Source organism: Rothia koreensis (genome assembly GCF_004136575.1).
Lineage (GTDB): Bacteria > Actinomycetota > Actinomycetes > Actinomycetales > Micrococcaceae > Rothia > Rothia koreensis.
The window spans coordinates 1-21,929 of sequence record NZ_NOIQ01000023.1 but is presented as its reverse complement, the minus strand read 5'-3'; the positions used below and the strand labels follow the sequence as shown (position 1 = coordinate 21,929).

26 protein-coding genes and 1 pseudogene are annotated in these 21,929 nt (G+C 63.0%); 13 read left to right on the top strand and 14 right to left on the bottom strand.

Annotated elements, in window-relative coordinates; all coding sequences use genetic code 11:
• The first annotated feature begins 123 nt into the window (after window positions 1-123).
• Window positions 124-2,244 (top strand): phosphate acetyltransferase, encoded by a 2,121-nt coding sequence (gene pta, locus EWU68_RS11695; RefSeq protein ID WP_129316313.1) that lies wholly within the window; start codon window positions 124-126, stop codon window positions 2,242-2,244.
• 55 nt (window positions 2,245-2,299) lie between these two features.
• Window positions 2,300-2,800: a GyrI-like domain-containing protein gene (locus tag EWU68_RS11690; protein ID WP_129316312.1), complete on the top strand. Its 501-nt coding sequence runs from the start codon at window positions 2,300-2,302 to the stop codon at window positions 2,798-2,800.
• A gap of 41 nt (window positions 2,801-2,841) precedes the next feature.
• Here EWU68_RS11690 and EWU68_RS11685 read toward each other — a convergent pair whose 3' ends face one another.
• The 3 genes from EWU68_RS11685 to EWU68_RS13080 all read right to left on the bottom strand — a co-directional run bounded on the left by EWU68_RS11685 (window position 2,842) and on the right by EWU68_RS13080 (window position 3,999).
• Window positions 2,842-3,378, bottom strand: coding sequence for a TetR/AcrR family transcriptional regulator (locus EWU68_RS11685; RefSeq protein ID WP_129316311.1), 537 nt, complete (start codon window positions 3,376-3,378; stop codon window positions 2,842-2,844).
• Window positions 3,378-3,566, bottom strand: a complete 189-nt coding sequence (locus tag EWU68_RS11680) for a DUF5708 family protein (protein WP_129316310.1) — start codon at window positions 3,564-3,566, stop codon at window positions 3,378-3,380. The genes EWU68_RS11685 and EWU68_RS11680 overlap by 1 nt, the downstream gene beginning before the upstream one ends.
• A gap of 292 nt (window positions 3,567-3,858) precedes the next feature.
• Window positions 3,859-3,999, bottom strand: a complete 141-nt coding sequence (locus EWU68_RS13080; RefSeq protein WP_156265509.1) for a hypothetical protein — start codon at window positions 3,997-3,999, stop codon at window positions 3,859-3,861.
• A gap of 444 nt (window positions 4,000-4,443) precedes the next feature.
• On the opposite strand from EWU68_RS13080, the gene EWU68_RS11675 reads away from it, so the two are divergent.
• Window positions 4,444-4,827 carry a nuclear transport factor 2 family protein gene (locus EWU68_RS11675; protein ID WP_129316309.1) on the top strand — a complete coding sequence of 128 codons (384 nt, stop codon included), beginning with the start codon at window positions 4,444-4,446 and terminating at the stop codon, window positions 4,825-4,827.
• A gap of 212 nt (window positions 4,828-5,039) precedes the next feature.
• Here the strand turns inward: EWU68_RS11675 and EWU68_RS11670 are convergent, their stop codons facing one another.
• From EWU68_RS11670 to EWU68_RS11645, 6 genes are all read right to left on the bottom strand, one after another.
• A complete protein-coding gene (locus tag EWU68_RS11670) occupies window positions 5,040-6,152 on the bottom strand; it encodes a DUF418 domain-containing protein (protein WP_129316308.1) in 1,113 nt (370 codons plus the stop codon).
• 153 nt (window positions 6,153-6,305) lie between these two features.
• Window positions 6,306-7,802, bottom strand: a complete 1,497-nt coding sequence (locus EWU68_RS11665; protein ID WP_129316307.1) for an FAD-dependent oxidoreductase — start codon at window positions 7,800-7,802, stop codon at window positions 6,306-6,308.
• Between the two features lie 122 nt (window positions 7,803-7,924).
• Window positions 7,925-8,506, bottom strand: a complete 582-nt coding sequence (locus tag EWU68_RS11660; protein ID WP_238692444.1) for a DapH/DapD/GlmU-related protein — start codon at window positions 8,504-8,506, stop codon at window positions 7,925-7,927.
• An 11-nt stretch (window positions 8,507-8,517) separates the two neighbouring features.
• On the bottom strand, window positions 8,518-8,919 hold the full coding sequence (locus tag EWU68_RS11655) for a (R)-mandelonitrile lyase (RefSeq protein ID WP_129316305.1): 402 nt from the start codon (window positions 8,917-8,919) through the stop codon (window positions 8,518-8,520).
• Between the two features lie 126 nt (window positions 8,920-9,045).
• Window positions 9,046-9,525 (bottom strand): MerR family transcriptional regulator, encoded by a 480-nt coding sequence (locus EWU68_RS11650; protein ID WP_129316304.1) that lies wholly within the window; start codon window positions 9,523-9,525, stop codon window positions 9,046-9,048.
• A 54-nt stretch (window positions 9,526-9,579) separates the two neighbouring features.
• A complete protein-coding gene (locus EWU68_RS11645) occupies window positions 9,580-10,560 on the bottom strand; it encodes an NAD-dependent epimerase/dehydratase family protein (protein WP_129316303.1) in 981 nt (326 codons plus the stop codon).
• 118 nt (window positions 10,561-10,678) lie between these two features.
• Here EWU68_RS11645 and EWU68_RS11640 point away from each other — a divergent pair, with 118 nt between their 5' ends.
• The 6 genes from EWU68_RS11640 to EWU68_RS11615 all read left to right on the top strand — a co-directional run bounded on the left by EWU68_RS11640 (window position 10,679) and on the right by EWU68_RS11615 (window position 14,726).
• Window positions 10,679-11,134, top strand: coding sequence for a TetR-type transcription factor C-terminal domain-containing protein (locus tag EWU68_RS11640; RefSeq protein ID WP_129316302.1), 456 nt, complete (start codon window positions 10,679-10,681; stop codon window positions 11,132-11,134).
• A gap of 277 nt (window positions 11,135-11,411) precedes the next feature.
• Window positions 11,412-11,702, top strand: coding sequence for a putative quinol monooxygenase (locus EWU68_RS11635; RefSeq protein WP_129316301.1), 291 nt, complete (start codon window positions 11,412-11,414; stop codon window positions 11,700-11,702).
• A gap of 57 nt (window positions 11,703-11,759) precedes the next feature.
• Complete coding sequence (locus EWU68_RS11630; RefSeq protein ID WP_129316300.1) at window positions 11,760-12,305, top strand: type 1 glutamine amidotransferase domain-containing protein; 546 nt, start codon at window positions 11,760-11,762, stop codon at window positions 12,303-12,305.
• A complete protein-coding gene (locus EWU68_RS11625; protein WP_129316299.1) occupies window positions 12,305-13,180 on the top strand; it encodes an MmyB family transcriptional regulator in 876 nt (291 codons plus the stop codon). The genes EWU68_RS11630 and EWU68_RS11625 overlap by 1 nt, the downstream gene beginning before the upstream one ends.
• Window positions 13,181-13,374: 194 nt before the next feature.
• Window positions 13,375-13,881 carry a YqeB family protein gene (locus EWU68_RS11620; RefSeq protein ID WP_129316298.1) on the top strand — a complete coding sequence of 169 codons (507 nt, stop codon included), beginning with the start codon at window positions 13,375-13,377 and terminating at the stop codon, window positions 13,879-13,881.
• A 47-nt stretch (window positions 13,882-13,928) separates the two neighbouring features.
• Window positions 13,929-14,726: an aminotransferase class IV gene (locus EWU68_RS11615; protein ID WP_129316297.1), complete on the top strand. Its 798-nt coding sequence runs from the start codon at window positions 13,929-13,931 to the stop codon at window positions 14,724-14,726.
• Window positions 14,727-14,817: 91 nt separating this feature from the next.
• Here EWU68_RS11615 and EWU68_RS11610 read toward each other — a convergent pair whose 3' ends face one another.
• Window positions 14,818-15,435 carry a TetR/AcrR family transcriptional regulator gene (locus EWU68_RS11610; protein ID WP_129316296.1) on the bottom strand — a complete coding sequence of 206 codons (618 nt, stop codon included), beginning with the start codon at window positions 15,433-15,435 and terminating at the stop codon, window positions 14,818-14,820.
• Window positions 15,436-15,524: 89 nt separating this feature from the next.
• Between EWU68_RS11610 and EWU68_RS11605 the strand changes: the two genes are divergently transcribed.
• Together EWU68_RS11605 and EWU68_RS11600 are read left to right on the top strand one after the other, a co-directional pair.
• On the top strand, window positions 15,525-16,514 hold the full coding sequence (locus EWU68_RS11605) for an MBL fold metallo-hydrolase (RefSeq protein ID WP_129316295.1): 990 nt from the start codon (window positions 15,525-15,527) through the stop codon (window positions 16,512-16,514).
• The gene (locus EWU68_RS11600) at window positions 16,511-17,695 is read left to right on the top strand and encodes an epoxide hydrolase family protein (protein ID WP_129316294.1); all 1,185 of its coding nucleotides are present in this window, start codon (window positions 16,511-16,513) and stop codon (window positions 17,693-17,695) included. The genes EWU68_RS11605 and EWU68_RS11600 overlap by 4 nt, the downstream gene beginning before the upstream one ends.
• Before the next feature lie 20 nt (window positions 17,696-17,715).
• On the opposite strand, the gene EWU68_RS11595 is transcribed toward EWU68_RS11600, so the two are convergent.
• The gene (locus tag EWU68_RS11595; protein ID WP_156265510.1) at window positions 17,716-18,528 is read right to left on the bottom strand and encodes an anti-sigma factor; all 813 of its coding nucleotides are present in this window, start codon (window positions 18,526-18,528) and stop codon (window positions 17,716-17,718) included.
• Entirely contained in the window at window positions 18,522-19,085 is a 564-nt protein-coding gene (locus EWU68_RS11590) for a sigma-70 family RNA polymerase sigma factor (protein ID WP_238692443.1), read from the bottom strand. Before EWU68_RS11590 ends, EWU68_RS11595 begins: the two co-directional genes overlap by 7 nt.
• Before the next feature lie 399 nt (window positions 19,086-19,484).
• Here EWU68_RS11590 and EWU68_RS11585 point away from each other — a divergent pair, with 399 nt between their 5' ends.
• Together EWU68_RS11585 and EWU68_RS11580 are read left to right on the top strand one after the other, a co-directional pair.
• Window positions 19,485-20,294: a hypothetical protein gene (locus EWU68_RS11585; protein WP_129316292.1), complete on the top strand. Its 810-nt coding sequence runs from the start codon at window positions 19,485-19,487 to the stop codon at window positions 20,292-20,294.
• Window positions 20,295-20,321: 27 nt separating this feature from the next.
• Window positions 20,322-20,954, top strand: a complete 633-nt coding sequence (locus EWU68_RS11580; RefSeq protein WP_129316291.1) for a class F sortase — start codon at window positions 20,322-20,324, stop codon at window positions 20,952-20,954.
• Window positions 20,955-21,065: 111 nt separating this feature from the next.
• On the opposite strand, the gene EWU68_RS13355 is transcribed toward EWU68_RS11580, so the two are convergent.
• On the bottom strand, window positions 21,066-21,377 hold the full coding sequence (locus tag EWU68_RS13355) for a hypothetical protein (protein WP_238692442.1): 312 nt from the start codon (window positions 21,375-21,377) through the stop codon (window positions 21,066-21,068).
• Between the two features lie 280 nt (window positions 21,378-21,657).
• Window positions 21,658-21,929 (bottom strand): annotated as a pseudogene (locus tag EWU68_RS13075) (polysaccharide deacetylase family protein); the annotation flags it as partial.

The following is a 21,929-nucleotide window of genomic DNA, read 5'->3' as shown; positions in this document are numbered from 1 at the left end:
CCCGGAGGACAGAACCGCATAGCAATGCGCTGTTCCTTCCACATGAGGGGGACCACGTACCGCCCCGAGGCGAGCCCGCCTAAAATTGGTGTCGACGGCGATCGCTTCAGGGAAGGAAAACCCATGTCCACCGGTATTTTTCTCGATGCCATGACGCCTCGGGCGGGCAAGACCCTCATCGCTTTGGGTCTCACTGATTCCCTGATCCGCCGAGCGGATTCGGTCGGCTACTTCCGCCCGGTCTTCGAAACCGATTCCGTGGACACGGACCCGCGCATCAGGCTCATGAGGGAGACCTTCGATCTGGACTCCGCGTCTGCTCGTGGCGGCGTGTCACTCGCCCGGTGCAGGGAGCTCCTGGCCTCGGGAGACCTCAACGAATTGGTCAATATCTCCTTGTCCATCTATTCGGAGATGAGTCAGCAGTTCGACGTCGTCGTGGTGGACGGCACCGACCTGCTCGCCCACAACGCGGCGACCGCCGAATTCGATATGAACGCCCGTTTGGCGAACAACATGGGGTGTTCCGTGTTGGCCGTGATCTCGGCCGCCGAGGCGGGAAGCGTGGAGAACATCGTCAATTCCGTGGAGGTCACGCGCGCCGAGCTCCACGCGGCCAAGACCGACCTTCTGGGCATCATCGTCAACCGGGTCGACCCGGAGATGGCCTCGGAAGTGGAGGAGCGGGTCCCCGCCGGGCGCCGCGGTGGTCATGTGTACGTCGTCCCGGAGACGCCGGCCATTTCCCAACCGACGGTCGCCGAGGTCGTGCACGAGTTGGAGCTCGAGGCAGACGGCGTGGAGGTGTCCTTGGACCGCGACATCCAGGCGGTCAAGGTCGCGGCGATGACGGTCGGAAATTTCCTGGAGCAGATGGCCGACGGGGATTTCGTGATCACCCCGGCCGATCGCTCGGACGTGGTCATGGCAACCCTCGCCTCGGCCCTCTCCCCCTCTTTCCCGGTCCCTTCGGGGGTCCTGCTTTCGGGCGATCTGCACGTCAACGCCGCGACCCAGGCTTTGATCTCGGCCGCGCCCTTCCCGATCCTTCGCACCGCGGGAGACACGTTCTCTGCGGCCCAGGCGGTGGGCTCGGTGCACGGCGAACTTCGTGCGGGGGCCCCGCGCAAGATCGCGGCCGCCATGGGCGAGTGGTCGAAAACGGTCGATGAGAAGGAGCTGCTCGGTCGGCTGGACCTCCCTCGGCCCGCAAGCATGACTCCCTTGCGTTTCCTGCACGAGTTGATCGAGAAGGCTCGCTCGAACAGGCGCCGCGTCGTCCTCCCCGAGGGCGAGGACATCAGAATCCTGCGTGCTGCCGAGATCATTGTCCGCCGCGACTTCTGCGACGTCACCATCCTCGGCAGGGCATCGAAGGTCAGAGAACTCGCGCAGTCCGAGGGCATCGACCTCGGATTCGTCGACGGAGAGAACCCGGGCCGGGGCGAGGTCCGGCTCATCGACCCGGAAACGTCCCCGTTGCGGGACGAGTACGCGGCCGAGTATGCCAAGCTCAGGGCCCACAAAGGGGTAGAGATCGAGCAGGCCAAGGAGCGCATGCTGGACGGCTCGTACTTCGGAACCATGATGGTCCAGCTGGGGCATGTCGACGGCATGGTTTCGGGGGCCGCGCACACCACCGCCAACACCATTCGGCCCGCGCTCGAATTCGTGAAGACCAAGGAAGGCGTGAAGATCGTGTCGTCGGTGTTCTTCATGCTCCTCGAGGATCGTGCCCTTGTGTACGGAGACTGCGCGGTCAACCCCAATCCCGACGCCGCCCAACTGGCCGACATTGCCAAGGCGAGCGCGGATACCGCCCGCCAGTTCGGCGTCGATCCGAAGGTTGCGATGCTTTCCTATTCGACGGGCGGCTCGGGCTCGGGTCAGGACGTCGACCGCGTCCGCGAGGCCACCGACATCGTGCGTGCTTCGGCCCCGAACTTCGAGGTCGAGGGGCCCATCCAGTACGACGCCGCAACCAACGCCTCCGTCGCGAAGTCCAAATTGCCTGATTCCCAGGTGGCCGGGCATGCCACAGTGTTCGTTTTCCCTGACCTGAATACGGGCAACAACACGTACAAGGCGGTCCAGCAGTCCTCGGGTGCCGTGGCGGTCGGGCCGGTCCTTCAGGGACTGCGGAAACCGGTCAACGATCTCTCGCGAGGTTGCACGGTCGATGACATCGTCAACACCGTGGCGATTACGGCCATACAGGCCCAGGAGGACCACGGCAAGCACTAGCCGCCGCGGGTTTCGGGCCATAGACTGCACCTAACCGGCGCAAGGAGAGCCTGCCATGAATGTCCCGAAGCCCGAATACATTGATTTCCCCGGTTCGAGAACCGTGGTCGTTCGCTTCAGTGAACTGCCCGTGTCCCGGATGCCCGAGGCAATGGACCGGGCGTACCGTGCACTCGGAGAGGCCATGCAGCAGGGGGCGTTCCGTCCCGCGGGTCCGGCATTCTCACGCTACGAATCCGTGCCCGACGAAACGGCAACTTTCGAAACCGGTTTTCCGGTGGAGGATCCGCTCGCGGAAGCGATGACGGTCGGTGATGTCAGGATTGTCCCGTCCGAGTTGCCCGCCTGCACCCTGGCAATATCCCAACACGTCGGTCCGTACGAGGGACTCGGCGAGTCGTGGCGCTCCTTCGTCGATCAGGTGGAATCCGAGGGGCGAACAACCCTCATGCCGTTCTGGGAGGCCTACGACACCGAGCCAGGGCCCGACGTCGACCCCGAAACCCTGATCACCGGGCTCGCGGTACCGGTCAAGGACGACTCGAACACCGCCTAGGCGCAAGCTGCACCCCAGGTCGTCGATGGCCAACGGGTCCCTCACCTCGGCCGCGCGCCGTCGAGCCCCTTCTCGAGTTCGGTCACGAGCGGAGTCAGCGCGCGATCGACCAGGGACCGACGCTCGGCCATCGGAACCATGAGGCATTGGACGGTGACGCCGTCGATCAGCGCGAAAAGATGAGCGGCCGCCTCCTCCGAGAGGCCCTGCTTCATGAACCATTGGCGCAGCTCCCCGTCGAGCCTCGCCGACTCGGCCGCCAGGTGCTCGTCCACGGAGGACATTGCCGCGTACGCGAGCCAGACCCGAGCTCGGTGATCTCGCCGGGAGTCGAGCGGGAGCCACTGCTCCACGACGTCCATCAGCGTGCTGGGACGGGCAGCGGCAATATCAGCCAGAAACTGCTCCCCGGCATGGTCAAAGCCCGCTCGGACCAGCTCGGCCCTGGTCCTGTAGTAATACTGCACTTGCGCCGGCGATACGCCTGCCTCGGCTGCGACGCTGCGGATGCTCAGGGCGTGCGACCCACGGTCGGCGAGAACATTCACGACCCCGTCGAGTATGCGGGTAGACGGCATCAGCTTTTCGCAGCGATCTTCGACCAAGCCGTCGCCACGATCTCGACGACGCCCAAGACCGCGATCACCAAACCAGCCTGCCGCAACCCGATGATCGGCGTCTCGATGTCGTGGAAGAGAAAGAACAACACCGCACCGGCGATGAGCATGATGACTCCTGCGAGGAATCCCATCGCATGTTTAGTCACGATCCTCGACCCCCTTTCTTTCGTACGGTTGTACTGTACAACTGTACAGGGGCGAACAGTGAGCGCACAAGAGGCTTGATAGACAACAACGACGCCGCCACGTGACCGCCGGGGCGACAGCGGCATTTCGCAAGACTCATCGGAATCTTGGGGAACATATGCCCTGAAGATATACCGACACTTCAAACATGAGCAAACAAATATAATCAATAACGAAAGTCGGTAGACAAAAATCGGGGCAGTCACGTCATGGTGACTGCCCCGACCAAAGTACGGTTACAGAGGGTTGGAATCAGCCTCCGAGGCCGAGCAGACCGGTAACCAGTCCGAGCACGGGATCCGCAAGGTCACCCACTGCGTTGACTACACCATTGACCACATCTCCGACGATCGGGAGATCCTGCACAGCATCGACAACATTTGCAGCGAACATAGTTTTCACCTTTCATCAGTGTTATCCGCAGCCCACCCTTTTGGTGTTCCACGTCACCTAGTTCAGCCCACGATCAGGCGGAAAACAATGGTTGTTACACAATGTTTCAGTTACTATCAAGTAAATGTACGCTTCAGTATCGTAAATTCCCCGGGTTGCCGCGCGAGAAATAAACAACCGACCAGTATTGAATCGAAAAATTATTGCAGAGTGATAGCAGCCGAATATTGCGGAGTGAGAACCAGATGCGGCTCCTTCGGTGACCGTTCCATGACGATTCCGGTGGGGTCACAGCCGCACGAGAACGACGCCCCATGTTCGCCGACGAACAGTGGGGTACACCCCTATCGGGTCGAGAGCTTCGGGACCGGCTCGTGCCACATGCCCCGGTCGGTCGCACTGTGGCTGCGTCTCCAGCCAACGAGCGAAAGCTAAAATGTCGCCATGACCGATATCTGTTCTGCGCTGCACGATCTCCTCAACACGGATGAGGATCTCGAGGCCGTAGCTCGACGACATTTCGCAGAAGACTACAAACAACGAACCAACGGATCATGGGATGACAGAGCCGGATTTCTGGAGCACATCCGACACCTCAGGTCAGTTGTGCAGTCAGTCGAGATAGAGGTTTTGGATGAATTCGTCTCGGGTACTCGATATGCAGATCGGCATGTTGTCACCGTCTTCAAGAACGACGGCTCGCTGACGAAGCAAGAGGTCTACGTCTTCGCCCAACTCGATAGCGCTGGCAAGTTCACAACCCTCGAAGAGGTCACTTTGATGCTGACTGGGGATGCCGACGATCGCGACCTCGGAAACGCCAAGTAATTCCGGACTGTCGCAGCCTTCCGAAAACCAGTCCGCTGATCGCACCACCGTCAGCCATCAGCCATGTCCACAGTCCATCACGGCACACCCAGCGTGCTTGGGCGCAGCCCTCCACCGGGCTTCGGGCACAACTCGGCGCACGTGGTTCTTGGCGCCCGCATGGCCGGGTGATCCGGTTCCCGCGACCGCATCACCCGACACGACCACAGGAATCACTTGGCGATCGGGTCCCTGCGCACGAAGGCCGGTTTTTTCCACCAGGTCACGGCGCGCCACAGATATTCCAGGGGGCCATACAAGAACGCCCTCAGCCAGAACGCCGAAATGACGGACTGGAGGGCGATAATGACGACGCAGCCCAGAACAAGCAGCCACCACCCGGACTCGCTGGCAGGACCGACTCCAACCGCCCTGAAGAGCGGGGCCGCCAAAATTATCACCACCGTGGCGGAAACATAATTGGTCAATGCCATTCGTCCCAGCGGGGCAAAAACAGACCGGAGCACGGGTCGAATCGGGGTTTTCAACAAAAGCAGGACCAGCGAACAGTAGCCGATCGCCATAACGAGCCCCAAGCCCGCGGAAAAACGAGTGTCCGCACGCATTTCAACATTGTTTTCGCTGAGAACAAGCCCAATCACGGAGACCACCGCCGCGACGAGAAGAACAATGCTGTTGGTTTTTGTCGCCGTTTCGGCGCGGCGAATCAGGTCCGTCAGACCCACCGAGTAACCCAGAACTATGAGGCCAGGAACGAGGGTCAGTCCGCCACCACTCAACAAAAGTGCTCCGAGCAGCAGAACGGCCCCCACCACGGCACAGATCCAGGAGGCCATCCGTCGAGGCACCCAACTCAGGGGAAGCAGAAGGACGAGACCGCACAGGCCGTACGGCAACAGGGCCTCTCCCGGTTGCAGAAATTGGTGCACGGCTCCGAGAAGCGCCAGGGCCAGCAGCCTGCGGAACAGCACCAACCGTGGACGCGTCGAGCGCTCCATCGCCCCGACCAGGACGATGGCGAAGCTGATGCCGAAGAGGAACGAGAAGATGGGGAAGAACCGCTCTTGGACAAAGATATCCAGGAGGTGTCGCACGAAAACTGGATGCCCCGGCGCCGTGTACGCGTCGACCTCGAGAATGCTTGGTGCGTTGACCAGCAGGATGCTGCTGACGGCTATTCCCCGAATAACATCGAGGGAAATAATTCGCGGACGCACGGAACGCGCGCCGGACTTTCGGTATTCTGAACTGTTACTGGCAACGGATGCATTGCTGTCAGTTGCATATGACGAACGATCGTCTTCAGGCGTCGAGGTTTTCTGCATCAATCCAGGATATCAGCACCCACCGATATATTCTTGTCGGAATTGTGGCCGATTATTATAACAGGTGTTTGCTCGACTTTTCGCTTTCATTCGAAAACATCCCCTGGAGGAAGGGACGGCCGCCGGAACGCGACATTGGCCGGGATGTCGGAGTCAGCGTATGTGCAGCGCCCGATCGATCAGCCCCGGCACATCGTCCAGCGCCTCGAATTCTCCAGCCAGAACCCCGTCCGGTCGAACGAGATGGCCCACGGCCCGCCCGTAGGTGTTGGCCCAGAGGTCCCTCTGTCCCGTGGCAACGTCTCCCCTTCCCAATGCCACGAATTCCGCACGGGAGTCGGTTCTCGTGATGGGCCCGTCGACGATCGCGGTGAATTGCCGCCGACTCAGAAGGTCATGCACGCTTCTCCCGTCACGCCACGTCAGGTGTGGGGCCCGGGTCCCGTCGGCCATGCTCGGCTCATGGGGATCTTCGAATTCCTCTCCAGGAGGAGCGCCGTAGCGTTGCCCCAACGCGAGGGTCAGGGCATCAATCTCTCCGCTGGCCTCCTTCTGACCAGGGGACTTCCGGGAACGGAGAAGGGCCTGGTCGACTATGACCTGATCAATGGGCCGACGCTCCCTTTCGTACGTGTCGAGCAGCCGGTGCGATGCGTCCCCACGTATCACCGCGGCAAGAATCCAGGCCGCATCGTGGGCATCGTGGACCCCGGTGTTGCCACCCATCCCGCCGTAAGGAGGCATGATGTGGGCGGCGTCTCCCGCCAGAACGATCCGGCCGGACCGGAACCGATCAGCGACGAAGGCCCCGGTACTCCACGTTGCGACGTCGTCGAAGTCGGGCTCCAGGTCAGAGAGGCCGGTGGCCTGTCGCAGGAGGCCGGACAGCTCATCAGTGAGGTCCTCGGTGGGTCGACCCTCCCAGTCCGGACGCACGTAGGTACCCATCTGCCAGCGTCGATCACCGGAATTTCCCCTGGCGAAGAGAAACGTGCTGGCCGCACGGCAGAACACGGCATCGACGAACCGCCCGCGAAGGGCCGGTGACAGGTCGGCGCGAAATACCGCGCTGACGGACCTCCCAGGAACCTCGGTTCCGGACATGCTGATGCCCAGGTGCCGACGTATGGCGCTGCCTGCTCCGTCCGCGGCGATCACGAATTGGGCGCTGACGATTCGCTCCTGTCCAGCGTGGCGGACGGTTGCCTCCACGTGGTCTGCACGTTCGGCGAGCCCGAGAACGGCGGAATCGAATTCGACCTCTGCGCCGAACCGCCGCGCGGCGTTCAGCACAAGGGGCTCCAGAACCTGCTGATCGCAGGAATAGGGGCTTGTCGGGCTCAGGTTCCCGGACTCGACGTCTTCCGCCGGAGGCGCGATCCACGTGGACAGATCGTCGGACAAGGTCTGACCGATCACGAACCCATTGCCCTGATCACCCGCGGCGCGGATCTCCTCCTCGATACCCAACGAACGGTAGAGCTCCATACTGCGTACCGTCACCAGGCGGGCTTTGGGATGGATGGACGTCGTCGGGTGCTTTTCGAACACCGTGGTCCTCACTCCGTGCTGAGCAAGAAACGCCGCAGCGGCCAGGCCGACGAGCCCGCCGCCGACGACGATGACGTCGGTGTCCGTGGATTCGCTCATACCCCGAGGCTACCTTCGGGCCGTGCGCCCCGTCTGCCCTGCGCGACCTGCGTTGGGAGTGCCGTCCGACCAGGAGAGTTCAGTCAATGTCCTTGATCACCCGGGCCGCCTCCAGCGGTCCCCTACGCCGACACAGGTTTCGCCGGGACGCCCGCGACCGTGGTTCCGGGGGCGACGTCCTTGGTGATGACCGCTCCGGCGGCCGCAATGGCGCCCGCGCCGATCGTGACCCCCGGGAGGACGGTGACGTTGGAGCCCAACCACGCCCGGTCGCCGATGACGACGGGCGCGGGGTGCATGTCGGCGCGTTCCTCGAAACTCGCACCGTGATTGAGGGTCGCGATGACGGCGTTGTGGCCAATGAGCACGTCGTCACCAATGGTGATGCCGCCCTGGTCCTGGAAGGCGCACCCGGAATTGACGAATGTGCGCTCCCCGAACGTCGTGTTCTGCCCGAAGTCCGTGCGGAACGGCGGGAACAGCATGAACGTTTCGGGTACATTCGCCCCACCGAGCTCGCTCATGAGGCGACGCAGTTCGACCGGGTCGTGGTAGCTGCCGTTGATTTCCGCGGTAATGCGGAGTGCTCGCTGGCTGGCCTCGTGCATGAGACCGTGCAACGGCGAGCCGCCCTTGATCGTCTCGCCCGCGCGCAACGCCGCGAGCAGATCCTCCACCGTGGGCGCGTCACTGCTACCGTCCACGTTGCCCTGCCTCATGCGGGCGTCTGGGTGTAGTCGGTATCGGCGACCGGCTCCTGCCAGGTCACCACCTCGCCATTCTCGTCCGCTTCCTGCATCGCGACGTGGGCCATGAATCGCTCCGGGGTGGCACCGTGCCAGTGCCGTTCGCCGGGCTCGATGACTGCCACATCGCCCGGACGGATTTCCTGAACACCGTTTTCCGTTCCCACCAGGCCGATCCCATCGGTCACGTACAGGGTTTGGCCCTTCGGGTGGGTGTGCCACACGGTGCGGGCTCCTGGCGTGAAGCGCACGTGCGCGCACCCGATGGCCGAATCCTCGCCCGGGTTGCGCACGCCGTCGATGTAAACGGTGCCGGTGAAGTATTCGGACGGGCCCTGTGCGCTCGAGTTGCCGCTGCGGGTGTATTCCATGGTTTTCTCCTTGGGTCTTCGGATCTTTGGGTCAGTGTTCCGTGGCTTGGATGAGGACCGCAATGGCGCGCCGGGGCACTCCGATTCGGTCGACAGCGCCTCCCGGCACCGCGACGAGCGATGCCTTCATCGAGTGTCCTCCGCGTGATTCTCTGATTCGAGGTCTTTGAGTGATTCGCCCACCTCTGCGGCCTCCACGGCCAGCCGCTCGACGTCGTCCTTCCGGTCTCCTTCCACGGCCTGCCAGTACTCGATTTTCAATTGCACATAACGACGACGCAGCTCGAGCACACGCTGCTCTCGGGCGAGCCGCTCGTCCTGCTGCACGAGCAGACGCCGCTGTTCGGCGGCCGAGACAGGTCCGATGGTTCCGTTGTTGACGTACTCCCTCATTCGGGCGACGGGCATGCCGGTCGCGGCAAGGCACCCCACCCACGTGAGCATCTCGATGTCCGCTTGGGTATAGGTGCGGTAACCGCTGTCGGTCCGCCGGGCCGCGGGGATCACTCGGCTCGCCTCATAGAAGCGCAACGTACTTGCCGGCAACCCCGAAAAAGCCGCGGCCTCGCGGATCGTGTAATTCCGCTCCTTCTGTCCAGCGCTCATACCCCGACTGTAAGAACCTTCAAGCACTCGAAGTCAAGGCCGGGATCCTGCGACTCAGGAGGCTGCACTCAAGGCCTCGTCGTCGGCCTTCGTATCATCGTCGGTCCAGGGCGTGTCGGGCGGATTGTCCAGGTGCCACTTCACCGACTCCGCGACTCGCACGGCCGGGTCGGCAGGCGCCCAGGACAGGAGGCTCTGAGCCAGGGCGGACGACGTCAGGATGTGCTGCCGCGGAGATCCGGTCAGCGCCAACTCTGCCGGCAGAACATCGTCCGGAACTCGGACCAGCTCGAGCTCTGCACCGGCCGCCCGCACGATGTGTTCGAACCACTCGACCATGGGCACGGTGCTGGTCTCCCCCAGGTTGATGGCCAGACCATCCCCGGCGCGGATATCCACGGCCGAGAGGACGCCGGTAGCGACGTCGTCGACATGGGCCCGCGTCCAGAGCAGGTTGCCGGCGCCGACCGGCATCCGACGACGTCCCGCCCGGATGCGCCGCAGCACGAGGTCTTCACGGCGTTGCCGGTCGTGGGGGCCGTAGACCATGGGCAACCGCAGAACCGTGGCTCCGCGGTCGATCCAGCGCGCCTCGACGTCGAGCTTCTCGTAATCCTCGGGTATGCCTTCCAAGCCGGAACCGCGATACGGGTAGCGATCCCGGCGCACCTCCGACTCCTCCGTCAGAGGGACCGGAGACAGGCACTTCCCAGTGCTCAGGCCCGTAAATGCTTGGTACACGTCCTGACTCGAGAGGACCACCGTGGGGACCTCGGGAAGCACGGACTGGGCCGTCGTAACGTCCTGGGCGGTCAGGGCGTACGCATCCACGACCGCATCCGGGGCGAAATCGCGGATGACGTCGCGGTGCCGCGGCAAGTCCTGGCGATCGGTGCGGAGGTGTCGCACGGCAACCCAAGGTTCCGGCTGACGGCGGCCCCGATGGACCACCATCACGTCGTCCCCGCGATCATGCAGCCTCTCGACGATGCGTCGTCCGACAAATCCCGTTCCGCCCAGCACCAATATGCGCATGGCCCGATCCTCCCACACGCCGACCGCCGGCCGTCCAGGGTCGGCCGCAACTCTGTACAAATTCAACTCATCACGCCATAAATTACCTGTCCAGGTAAATTCCGGATCCGCCAGCTCGATGGCACGACACACGCAGATTGTCGAGGTCCTCTACGAAGACGCCGCCCGATTCATGGGAGAGCGCATGCAGGGTACCGAAACCGCGGTGGACCGCCTGCGCGCCTATATGGACGCCAATCTCGAGTACCTTCGGAATCGTCCTCGCCAGGTCGCCGCCCTCACCGAGATCGGACCGCACCTACCGACTCGGTCGGGGCAGGCACCGACGTCGTTGCGCGAGCAGGAGCCTGTCCTCGATGCGCTGACGTCCATCCTGCGTGAGGGGCAGGAATCCGGGGAGCTCGAAGAATTCGACGCCGAAACCGTTGCGATCATGATCCGGGCATCCATCGAGCGCGCCACTCAATGGCTGCACGCCGACCCGCCGCTGGACTTCGAGACCTATCGGCGCGGACTGCTCCGCGCTTTCCTGCTGACCGTCACCACTCCACGACATTCGGGAAATTCATCATGACCACCCGGGCACACGGCGACCGATCAGCACTCGTGCTCGTCCTGACCCACATCGTTGCGCCCCGCGAGAATGCGAAGGCGCTTGCGAAACGCCGATTCGACTAGGCCGACGGGTCGCGGCCGCCGCACGCAGACCGCCCAAGTCAACCCTGTGACTCCGACGAGCCTGGTACTGACAAGGCCAGGCGCAATGATCCACCGGCTGGTTGTGTGGATGGTGTCAGAGCTGATGAGAATTCATCAGTTGCCTCACGAACGAAGTGAAGGAAGATTCCCACATGGTCATTCTCAACGTTTTCTTCGACGTCAAGCAGGAACACGAGGGCGCCTTCGTCAAGCTCCTCCACAACATGGTTGTTGAGTCCAACAAGGAGCAGGGTTGCACTCTGTACCAGTTGCACCGGAATGTCGCGGAGCCTCTGTCCTACAACCTCATCGAGCATTGGGACACCCAGGAGGACCTCGATGCACATGCGCAGACGACACACTGGAAGCACTTCGACGCAACGGTCAACGACTACCTCAATTCCCAGTACGAAGAGCACCACTACCATGAAATCGACTTCTGAGGCGATTCTCCGCGGACGAAGAGGTCGGCCTCGGCCACCCAGAGAAGGAGTTACATCATGAGCGATCCGAAGAAGATCCTCGTCATCGCCACCTCATACGGTGTGGAAACAGACGAGCTCATCAAGCCCAAGGAGTATCTGGAGGAGAACGGCCATCGCGTGACGGTCGCTACCCCGGAGAACGAATCGATCCAGACCCTGGTCATGGATCACGACTCGGGCGCACTGGTTCCCTCCGATGCGTTGCTCTCTGAAACCCAGGCGGGTGAGTTCGACCTTCTGATCGTTCCGGGAGGAACAATCAACGCCGATGCGTTGCGGCAGGAGGATCACGCTCAGCGACTGGTGAAAGCCTTTGCGACAGCGGGCAAACCAATAGCGGCGATCTGCCACGCACCGTGGCTGATCGTGGAAGCGGACCTCGTGGTCGGGAAAACCCTCACGTCGTTTCCTTCCCTGCGCACCGACGTGAACAACGCCGGCGGCGCATGGGTGGACAAGCCCGTGGTGGTTGACGAGACGAACGGGTTCGCCCTGATCACCTCGAGGACTCCAGAGGACATGGAACAGTTCACGGCGGCCATCAGTGGTCAGCTCAACTGATGCCCTCTCGGAATCTCACGCAACCGACCTTCTTTCGGAAGGAGCCCGTACGCGCCTCTGAAGAGTATCGACGTACGGCGCTGGCCGGTTTTCTCCGCACGCGTCGTGCCCGCATCGACCCGGACCCTTGCTGGCCGGTTGTCGACGCGGGCACGCCGCGTCGGGTACCCGGTCTCCGCCGTGAAGAGCTCGCCTGGGCCGCGGGGGTCAGCACGGAGTACTACACGAAGCTCGAACAGGGTCGGGCGGCCCACCCTTCCGCCTCGGTGGTGAGTTCGCTGTCGGAAGTTCTCCAGCTCAGTGAACTGGAGTCCCGGTACATCCAGGCCCTCGCGACCCCCGGTCCGGAGCAGGGCGCTGAGGAGGACACGGCGACAGTCACCCATGCGGAGCACATTTTGCGCGGTCTGGGGAACCAGCTGCGTGATCCGGTGATGCTGCACGTTCTCACGGAAGACCTGACGATTCGGGGAGTTGCCCCGGCGACCGCCGGGATCCTGTTCCCCGACGGAGCACCTGACCCCGGTCACGGTTTCGATCTCTCGCTGCTCACCTACATCTTCGCCGATCCACAGAGTCTTCAGGTGTATGTCGACTGGTCCGACAAAGCCCGAGAAGTGGTCGGGCTGACGCATCTGGCCCTGGCCAGGTCGATTCCGACGCCTCAGCTGCTCGAAGCTCTTCGCACCGCATGGGACAACAGCTCCGCGTTCCGATACTTGTGGTCGCGGTACGAACCGTATGAGAAAGCCTACGGTTCGTGGCGGCTTCAGGTGGAAGGCCGGGGCATCGTCGTCTGCAACTACACGACCTTTCAGGTACCTTCGAGCCGCAACGTCTCCCTGGTGGTGTACACCGAGGCGGAGACGGGCTGAACAGCCTCGAGAGGGAACATCGAATCGACGACGGCGGCTTCGCGCAAGGTCGGTTGTCCGCCGGTCACGTGGGCCGGCGTCGTCGGAATCCTTTGCAAGGATCGTTGTCAACCACCGCCGGACTATGGGTATGGTTCGTCGTGACACCGTTGTGGAGCACACTCCGCGACGAGCGCCACTATGGAGGGGGAAACGTGACGACGACCGATAGCGACGGCGGGAGCGCATCGGCGAACTCGGTGGTATTCGCCCTCAGCCGCGCGGACATCGCGATCATCAGCGTGGGCTGCGTGGCCATCGGGGTTGCCCTCGGTTTTTTCCTCCCGGCCATCGGCGGTTTCGCGGCACGATTCCCGATCCCGTTCGGCGACATCATCGAGAAGCTCAGCGCGTTCGACCAGCCGTGGGTCGTGGTCGCGCGCCCGATCATCGGGGCGGTGCTCGGAATCATTGCTGCGTTCGTGATCTGCGGGATGACGACGCCGTTGCGGATCGACGACGAAGGGATCGTCGTCGGCAGACAAGAGGATCATCCCCTGCGCATCTCACGTGCGTCGTTCTCGACCGCCTACTTCGACGGCGGAGAGCTCACCATCCTGACCGAAGGTGGGCACCAGGCCTTCAAGGGCGACGTCGAAGGCAAGAAGGACGACGTCGCCGAGGCATTCAGATCCCGCGGCTATCGGTGGGGAGAAATCTGACCGCCGCCGCACCCCCCCCCGGCGCCCAGACAAAGAGCGATCGCCCCATGACAAGCCACTTGATCCACCTCAATGGTTCGCCTGCTTCTGCCTCGACACTTGCGGCAGTGGCGTTCTCGGGCGATGCCCATTTCACGGCGATGCAAGTACGCGACACCGCCGTCCGCGGCCTGGACCTCCATCTTGACCGTCTGCGTCGGAACAGCGACACCCTCTTTGGCTTGCACCTCCCCGACGAGACAATCCTAGGCTGCCTTCGTACGGCACTCACCGCATTCGACGGCGACTCCGCATCGATGTTCTGTTTCATCACACCGAGCCGCGCCAAAACCCCTCCGGGCCTCGACGTTTTCGTGAGAATGGCTGGACCGGCATCTCCACCAGATGGCCCTCTCTCCCTCGATGTGGCGGGGCACGAGAGGTACCTCCCGGACGTAAAACATGCCGGAGAAATCAGCTTGGCGAGGTTCTTCGCGCGTCAGGCGGCATCGCTCGGCTTCGACGACACTGCGTTCGAAGGCCGGGACGGCAGGCTCAGCGAGGCGACGACGTGGAACCTCGCCTTTTGGGACGGCGAGACCGTGACCTGGCCGAACGCCGAGTACCTCCCGGGCATCACGATGCAGGTCATCCGCCGCCAACTTCGCCTCCTGGGTGTGGCCCAGCAAATCCGTAGCATCCGTCGTGCCGACCTGAGCGATCGATGGTCGGCAGTATCCATGAATTCGACGACGCCCGGAATCCCGATATCCCGGATCGGAGAAGTACGCCTGGCTCAGGACGATTCCTTCTTCGGAACCCTTCGCAGGGCCTACGCCGCAGAAGAACCCGTGGCGTTGGTCTAACAACGCACGCGGCCAGCTCCGACCAGGATGGCCAGCTCAGGCCAGGACGGCGGAACAGTAGTACGCCATCACCGTCGCCGGTGGGGTGGGGTCATCGTCCGGCGTTACCGGGAGTGCTCTCCGCCGTGGCCAGGTTCTGTGCGGCAGTCACCACCGTGGCCCGACGCCGTTGCTGCTCGGTGTCATTGTCCGGGCCAGTGCCGGTGAGCATCTGCGCGAGTTGGGGAACACAAAACCACCATGCGGCCAAGCCGATCACCAAGAGCACCAGGTGATCGGCGGGAATAGCAGTCCCCACAGCCCCGTTGTCCTGGGCCGCACTGTAAGCCGCGACCTTCCGTCGGTAATGCTCCGTACGGTTCGCCTCATCCGCGATGGGCCCGTCTGCGAGCCCCTCCCAGAGCAAGAGCCGCGCCAGATCGGGGTGGTCGGCGTAGTAGTCGTAGGTCCTCCCCGCGAATTCGCCAACCCGCTCGAAATCTCCGCCTTCAGGGGGAACCACCGATGCGGACAGCCGAGCGAGTTCGTCAGCGAGCACGGTATGAAACAACGCCCGCTTGTCACCGAAATAGTTGTACAAGCGCTCCTTGTTGATTCCTGCGCGTTCGGCGATGCGCGCCATGGACGTGCCGTCGGGGCCGTGCGCGGCAAATTCGACTGTTGCCGCCTCTTTGAGCCGCCTCCGTGTTCCTTCGGTATCCCAAGCCATGGAGACAAGTATACCAACTCCAACGGTGTGGTTGTATTTCACCCCGCGAGCAACATAGACTGCAACCACATCGTTGGAGTTGGGAGCACATGGTGAACCACATTGATCGCACTAGCTACACAGAGGGCCTGCATCGCGTGGCCGACCATTGTTACGCCTGGTTGGAGCCCCCTGGCGGCTGGGGCCTGAGCAATTCCGGCGTTGTCAGAGCGGGAGATGAGGTGCTGGTCATCGACACGCAGAATGACATGCGTATGGCCCGGGCCATGCGAGCAGCCCTCGACCAATGCTTCGGCAGCCGAGATCCCGCACACACCACGATCGTCAATACGCATCACGACCTCGACCACTGGACAGGCAACGGCGTCTTCGACGCGGGTCGAATCATCGCGACCGACGCCGCGGTCAAAGAGATGCGCTCGACACCGGATCCGGACTCACTTCCGGATCTCGTGGAACCGGATACCGCGGCGGGCGCATGGGCACGTGGGCAAGCCGAGACTTTTGATTACACCGCCTGGACCCGAGAGGAGCCCAACGAGTCATTTGCCGGATCGCGGACGATCTCCCTCGGAGACATCGCGGTACATCTGGTCGAGGTCGGACCTGCGCACACGCCCGGTGATGCAATCGTCCACGTACCGCACGACGGCGTCGTATTCGCCGGCGACATCATATTCCATCGCACAACGCCCATCTCCTGGGCCAGCATTTCGGGTCAGATCCAAGCGTGCGAGACAATCCTGGCCCTCGCTCCGGACGTCGTGGTCCCCGGGCACGGTTCTGTCACGGACCAGGAGGGTGTTCGTGAGGTGCGCGATTATTTCTCGCTCGTCCAGGACCACGCGAGGCGTTCCCAGGCGGCCGGTATTCCGCTGGAAGCGGCCTATCAGGACATCGATCTTGGCCCTTATCGGAACTGGGCACACGCCTCTCGTGTGTACGCGAATCTCGCTTGCGCATATGCCGAGGCCGAGGGGCGCCCGTCACCGAAGCCGACCGAGGTGATGGAACAGGTCATCGCTGATGACCACGCATTGACAAGACATTCAGAACAGAGCACAGGAGGCAGACAATGACTGCAGACCAGCGCGCCACCGATCACACGGGTATCGTGCCGTTTGCCCTGAACGTTCCTACCGAGGCGATCGACGATCTTCACTCGCGTCTGCGTGCCTCGCGTTTTCCGGAGCACGAGACGGTGCTCGGCAGCCACGATGAGTGGGCACAGGGCATCCCGCTGACGTATGTCCACGAACTGTGCCAGTACTGGCTGCACGATCATGACTGGCGTCGTCTGGAAGCCGAGCTGAATGGCCTCGGCCAGTGGACCACTGAGATTGATGGCCTGGACATCCATTTCCTGCACGTCCGGTCTTCACGCGCAGATGCGCGCCCTCTGCTGATCACTCATGGGTGGCCCGGCTCGGTCGTCGAAGCCCTGGATGTGGTCGACGATCTGGTCAACCCGCCGGACGATGAACCCGCATTCCACGTGGTTCTGCCCTCTCTCCCCGGGTTCGGGTTCTCAGGGAAACCCAGCACTCCTGGTTGGGATCTTCGCCGGATCGCCGACGCCTGGGCCGAACTCATGGCTCGCCTCGGTTATGAGCGTTTCCTCGCCCAAGGGGGCGACTGGGGCGCGATGGTCACGATCACTCTGGCGATACATCACCCCGATCGGGTCGCCATGATGCACACGACCGTTCCTCACGCGACCCGTCCCAGCGGATTCTCCGACGATGAGCTCACCGCCACCGAGCGCGATTGGCTGGACCATGAAACACAATTCCGGCGTACAGGCATGGGCTACGCGGCGATTCAATCCACGAGACCTCAAACCATCGGATACGGGTTCGTCGATTCACCGGCCGCTCAATTGGCCTGGATCATCGAGAAGTTTCACGATGCCGCCGACTGCCAGGGCCACCCGGAGAATGCGGTATCGCAGCAGCGCCTGCTCGACAACGTCGCCTTCTACTGGTTCAGCGCCTCCGGTGCTTCCTCGGCCCGCCTGTATTGGGAAAGCGCCCGGAACGGTTCGGGCCTGGACATGACCACTCCGGTCACGGTTCCCACCGCGGTGTCCGTATTTCCCGAAGAGCTGCGCAAACTTCCCCGGTCCTGGGTCGAACGACGCTTCGTCGACCTCCGCCACTGGAACGTCCTGGACCGCGGCGGACACTTTCCGATGCTGGAGACACCCACGACGTTCGTGGCCGAGCTTCGCGCCTCATTCCGCGACGCCCCCGATGAATGAGCCCTGGCGGGACTGCCCGTCTAGATCTCGGTAGACATCATCACGTCGCTCGTCGGAGCCTTGGAACCCCCCTCTGGCTCGACCGTGACGGCCACGGCGTCGGCGTCGCCCACATTTCCGGTCAACCAAACGCTGGAGTCGCCACCGTTGAAGGTCTTGTCAGGCACGGGGCTGCCATCTTTCATCAGCCAGAGCTGATACTGCTTGCCCTGCCCCGGGTCCGTGAAGTTCGACCCGACAAACATGGCGTCGGTCCGTTCGCGGGAGGCGACCACCGTGGCAGAGGCCCCTTCCTGACTGATGTGTTTCACGGCCACGTCCGGAGCGGCCAACAGATCATCCTGACGTTGTTGCTCCTGCTGCCGCTCTGCGGTGACCTGTTGGCCGTCGTTCCCGGCCTGATGGCCGAGACTCCAGCCGCCCAGGGCCAGGCCGGGCGCCAGGATGACCGCGGCCGCCGCGAGCAGCCAGCGGTTGCGACGAGCTTTCGCCGTCTCGAGCCTGTACAGCGTGGCCGATGAATCGGTCTCGGAATTGCGGTCGGGGTGGCGCGTTCGTTTCTGGTCCCTGTCGGTTTCTCGCCCGGAATCACGGCCAATCGCACGGAAGACTTGTGCCTTCAACTCCGCGGGCGGTTCCACCGCCACCGCTTCGGCCAGCCCTTCGGCGGTTCTCTGGAAGGAGCTGACTTCTTCCCGGCACCTGGAACACGTGCCCAAGTGCGCTTCGAACGCACGCACTTCTTCTGGCTCGAGGGCATCAACAGCGTACAGTGCAGCGTCCGAATGGACGTCGCCACTCCGATGAGCCCCTTCCGTACTGTGATCTAGCACTGTTCCCCCAATACTGCCCGGAGAGTGACCAGCCCGTTCCTGATCCTGGATTTCGCTGTCCCCAACGGGATCCTCAGGTAATGGGCCATTTGCTGATGGGTCAGTCCCCGGAAATAAACCAACTCCAAGGCCTGCCGCTGGACGGGGCTCAGTTGAGACAGCCCCGAGTCCACGTCCTCTCTGTCCAAAGCACTTTCGACGCCGTCCCATGTCTGGTCTGCGGGACCGCCTTCCCCCTCGCGGACTTGGTAGTACTCCTCGCGATCACGACGTCGCGTGCTGGAGCGGATCATGTCCACCGCCCGGCGGTGGGCCATCGTGGACAACCAGGCTTTGGTGGTTCCACGAGCGGGATCGAATTTCGCCGCCTGCTGCCACGCCATGAGATACACATCTTGAACAATTTCGGCGGACAAATCACTGGAACGGAGCAAACGAATCACGACCCCATAGACCACCGAAACGGTGGCATCGTAGAGGTCGGCAAAAGCCGAATCGTCCCCTTGGGCGCTTCGCGCGACCAAGGACGCCCGATGGGCCTCGTCCGCATCGTTCACACCTCTCTTCGATGCCCCACGACGGCCTCCCGGGGTAGCTGAGGAAGAACTCACATGGTCTCTCTAACTTCTCGTGGTGCTGCGCGCCCCATACGACGGCAGCATTCGCCCCTCAGGGCATTCCTCCTCCCGGATCACGCCACTCGTCCGCTGGGCGGCATTTCTGTGTGACCCCGGGCGGGATATACCTCTGATTCGGTACCGCCGCGCGCTTGGATGTGTGGGCGCGGCATCCGAATCCGGCCACCTCGGAACGAGACAGACCGCATTGCGGCGAAATGTGCCAAATTCCCAGGAAAAATTGAGTTGGCACCCATCCACGCATCAAGTGGTGTCGAACCTCACGTATACGCCCCGATCGAAGGGCGGACGAAGCATCACACATTGAGGAGACCGACGATGCGACGCTCAACATTTCTCACCATTCCCGCCCTCGCGCTGGGAACCCTTGCACTTGCAGCGGCACCTGCATCGGCCCACGAAGGTCATGGCCATGACGGCGGATCCGCTTCCAGTTCCCAAGGGTCATGGACCTCCATGGCGAACCTGGAATCCCTGAACAACAGCGGCACCACCGGCGATGCCACGGTCAAGGTCGACGGAAACAAGGCCACCGTGACGGTCAACGTCCAGGGCGCGGCCGAGACATTCAAGGACGGGCCCTTCCCCCATGCCCAGCACATCCACATCGGGGCCGCAGGAACTTGCCCCACGCCCGATATGGACGACAACGGTGACGGTGCAGTCAGCACGCCCGAAGCCCATCCGGCCTACGGCATGATCGCCTCGTCGCTGACGACTTCGGGTGACACCAGCCCGGATTCGGCACTGGCCGTGGACCGGTTCCCCGGTGGCAGCTCGTACAGCTACCACCAGACGGTTGACGTCGACGATGCCACCCAGCAGGCGTTGAAGGACAGGACCGCGGTCGTGGTTGTGCACGGAGTTGACCCCATGAACCTGAGCCAGACGGCCCAACAGGAAATGAGTCCGCTGGACGACTCGTTGCCGTTGGCGGCAACCCTGCCTGCGGCGTGCGGGACCCTGAACGCCTCGCAAATGGGCGATGTCCCTGAGGGCGGCGCCGATACCGGAGTCACCCAGAAAACCGATACCTCCTCGACCGCAGTAGGCATTGGCGCCGGTGCGGTCGGGCTGGCGGCAGTCGGTGGAGGGGCCGTGTACCTGCTGCGTCGCCACCGGGCCTGATCCCGAACCACGGACGACAGCATCATCATGAGTCATACCAAATTCGGCAACCGCGGATTCCTCAGAGTCTCCGCGGTTGCCGCCGTCCTGCTGGTCTCGGCCTGCGGAGCACAACCTGGCCGGGACGGACCATCGCCTGGGTCATCCGGAAGCAGCACGGCAGGAGCCACCGCACCACCCGGTTCGGACCAGAGAGCGAAGGCATCCCGTCCGACCGCGTTGCGGGTCCCCTCGATCGGCGTCGACACCTCTGCCCTCAGCCTCGGACTGAACAAGGACCATCGGCTCGAAGTCCCTCCGGGGGACCCCGGGTCGCCGGCCGGCTGGTACAACCAGTCTCCCGTCCCCGGAAAGCCAGGACCGTCGGTATTCCTCGGCCACGTCAACGACACCGAGGGCGGCTCCGGAGTCTTCGCCGAACTCCGCACGCTGAAACCGGGAGACACGATCACAGTGGATCGGGACGACGGTTCGGAAGTGAGGTTCACGGTCACGAAAGGCCAGGAATACCCCAAGGACCACTTCCCGACCGCCGAGGTCTACGGCCACACCGATGGGCCTGAGCTGCGCCTGATCACCTGTGACGGGTACGACTCATCCTCCGGACTTTTCGAGGACAACTACGTGGTCTACGCCGCGCTCGACGGCGACAACGGCTGAATTCGTGCGACCTCGTGACGACGGTGCGCCATCGCCAATCCAGCAACGGTCTCGCTCCGAATACACGGGTATCTGCACCCCATGTGAGTTCAAGGTACCTCGAATCGAAAATCATCTGATGGACACGACCGCTGCACCGGCACCCTCGGCCCGGGCATCCGAGACCTCCACGCGCAGAACCGAGCTCCCGATCGACTGTTCGCCGGATTCGATCGCTACGCGCTCCACCCCGTCGAAGCGGCCGCCCTCGACGTCGCCCCGTCGGATCCGCGGCCGACACCATGGTCCGCGTCCGCGGATCCCTGCGCCGGCACCCGTGAGCGGATCGACCGCTGGGTTCTCAAGGAAGCGGTGCTCAAGGCCGCCGGGCTGGGACTGGATCATGCTCCGCACGATCTTCTCCTGGGCGAGCGAATTGTGCACGCACCGTGGAAGGACGCAACGGCGACCCGCGACCTGCGATGGCACCCGGTGGTCGAGGCCGCCTCCGCAAGGGTCCACGGACTGTGGGCTTGCATCATCCCCGGTCCGGCTGGTCACGCCGCGGCCGTTGCCGCTTCCGTACCGAAGGAAATCCACCAGGTGGGCATCGAACAAGTCCTGAGCCCCAAGGCTTGAAGTCGCCGTCCGGACAGACGGACGAGATTCTCTCCGGGCTCGCGCTGCTCACCGCGCTTTCTCCCGCGAGGACGACGACGTTCCCCTATCCGGAGATTGATTTGGGGCGTTGGGGATCCAGGACCGTGTGCGGGTCGAAGAACTCATTCAACGTCTGCGATGTCCCCTCGATCGCGTGCTTCAACGAAATCCCGTCCACATTGATCCGGGCCTGACGCAGGTACTTGCTTCCGGCCTGACCCCAGGCCGGGACCGAGGCATCCACATTGAAAAACGCGTTGAACCCCTGCGACTTCAAATACTGGAACTTCTCGTTCTCGTAATCACCGATCCCGGCAATATCGGCCCCGAACGGGT

Coding starts and splice junctions, on each gene's coding strand:
- pta (WP_129316313.1), top strand. CDS start 124: ATGTCCACCGGTATTTTTCTCGATGCCATGACGCCTCGGGCGGGCAAG.
- EWU68_RS11690 (WP_129316312.1), top strand. CDS start 2,300: ATGAATGTCCCGAAGCCCGAATACATTGATTTCCCCGGTTCGAGAACC.
- EWU68_RS11685 (WP_129316311.1), bottom strand. CDS start 3,378: ATGCCGTCTACCCGCATACTCGACGGGGTCGTGAATGTTCTCGCCGAC.
- EWU68_RS13080 (WP_156265509.1), bottom strand. CDS start 3,999: ATGTTCGCTGCAAATGTTGTCGATGCTGTGCAGGATCTCCCGATCGTC.
- EWU68_RS11675 (WP_129316309.1), top strand. CDS start 4,444: ATGACCGATATCTGTTCTGCGCTGCACGATCTCCTCAACACGGATGAG.
- EWU68_RS11670 (WP_129316308.1), bottom strand. CDS start 6,152: ATGCAGAAAACCTCGACGCCTGAAGACGATCGTTCGTCATATGCAACT.
- EWU68_RS11665 (WP_129316307.1), bottom strand. CDS start 7,802: ATGAGCGAATCCACGGACACCGACGTCATCGTCGTCGGCGGCGGGCTC.
- EWU68_RS11655 (WP_129316305.1), bottom strand. CDS start 8,919: ATGGAATACACCCGCAGCGGCAACTCGAGCGCACAGGGCCCGTCCGAA.
- EWU68_RS11650 (WP_129316304.1), bottom strand. CDS start 9,525: ATGAGCGCTGGACAGAAGGAGCGGAATTACACGATCCGCGAGGCCGCG.
- EWU68_RS11645 (WP_129316303.1), bottom strand. CDS start 10,560: ATGCGCATATTGGTGCTGGGCGGAACGGGATTTGTCGGACGACGCATC.
- EWU68_RS11640 (WP_129316302.1), top strand. CDS start 10,679: ATGGCACGACACACGCAGATTGTCGAGGTCCTCTACGAAGACGCCGCC.
- EWU68_RS11635 (WP_129316301.1), top strand. CDS start 11,412: ATGGTCATTCTCAACGTTTTCTTCGACGTCAAGCAGGAACACGAGGGC.
- EWU68_RS11630 (WP_129316300.1), top strand. CDS start 11,760: ATGAGCGATCCGAAGAAGATCCTCGTCATCGCCACCTCATACGGTGTG.
- EWU68_RS11625 (WP_129316299.1), top strand. CDS start 12,305: ATGCCCTCTCGGAATCTCACGCAACCGACCTTCTTTCGGAAGGAGCCC.
- EWU68_RS11615 (WP_129316297.1), top strand. CDS start 13,929: ATGACAAGCCACTTGATCCACCTCAATGGTTCGCCTGCTTCTGCCTCG.
- EWU68_RS11610 (WP_129316296.1), bottom strand. CDS start 15,435: ATGGCTTGGGATACCGAAGGAACACGGAGGCGGCTCAAAGAGGCGGCA.
- EWU68_RS11605 (WP_129316295.1), top strand. CDS start 15,525: ATGGTGAACCACATTGATCGCACTAGCTACACAGAGGGCCTGCATCGC.
- EWU68_RS11600 (WP_129316294.1), top strand. CDS start 16,511: ATGACTGCAGACCAGCGCGCCACCGATCACACGGGTATCGTGCCGTTT.
- EWU68_RS11585 (WP_129316292.1), top strand. CDS start 19,485: ATGCGACGCTCAACATTTCTCACCATTCCCGCCCTCGCGCTGGGAACC.
- EWU68_RS11580 (WP_129316291.1), top strand. CDS start 20,322: ATGAGTCATACCAAATTCGGCAACCGCGGATTCCTCAGAGTCTCCGCG.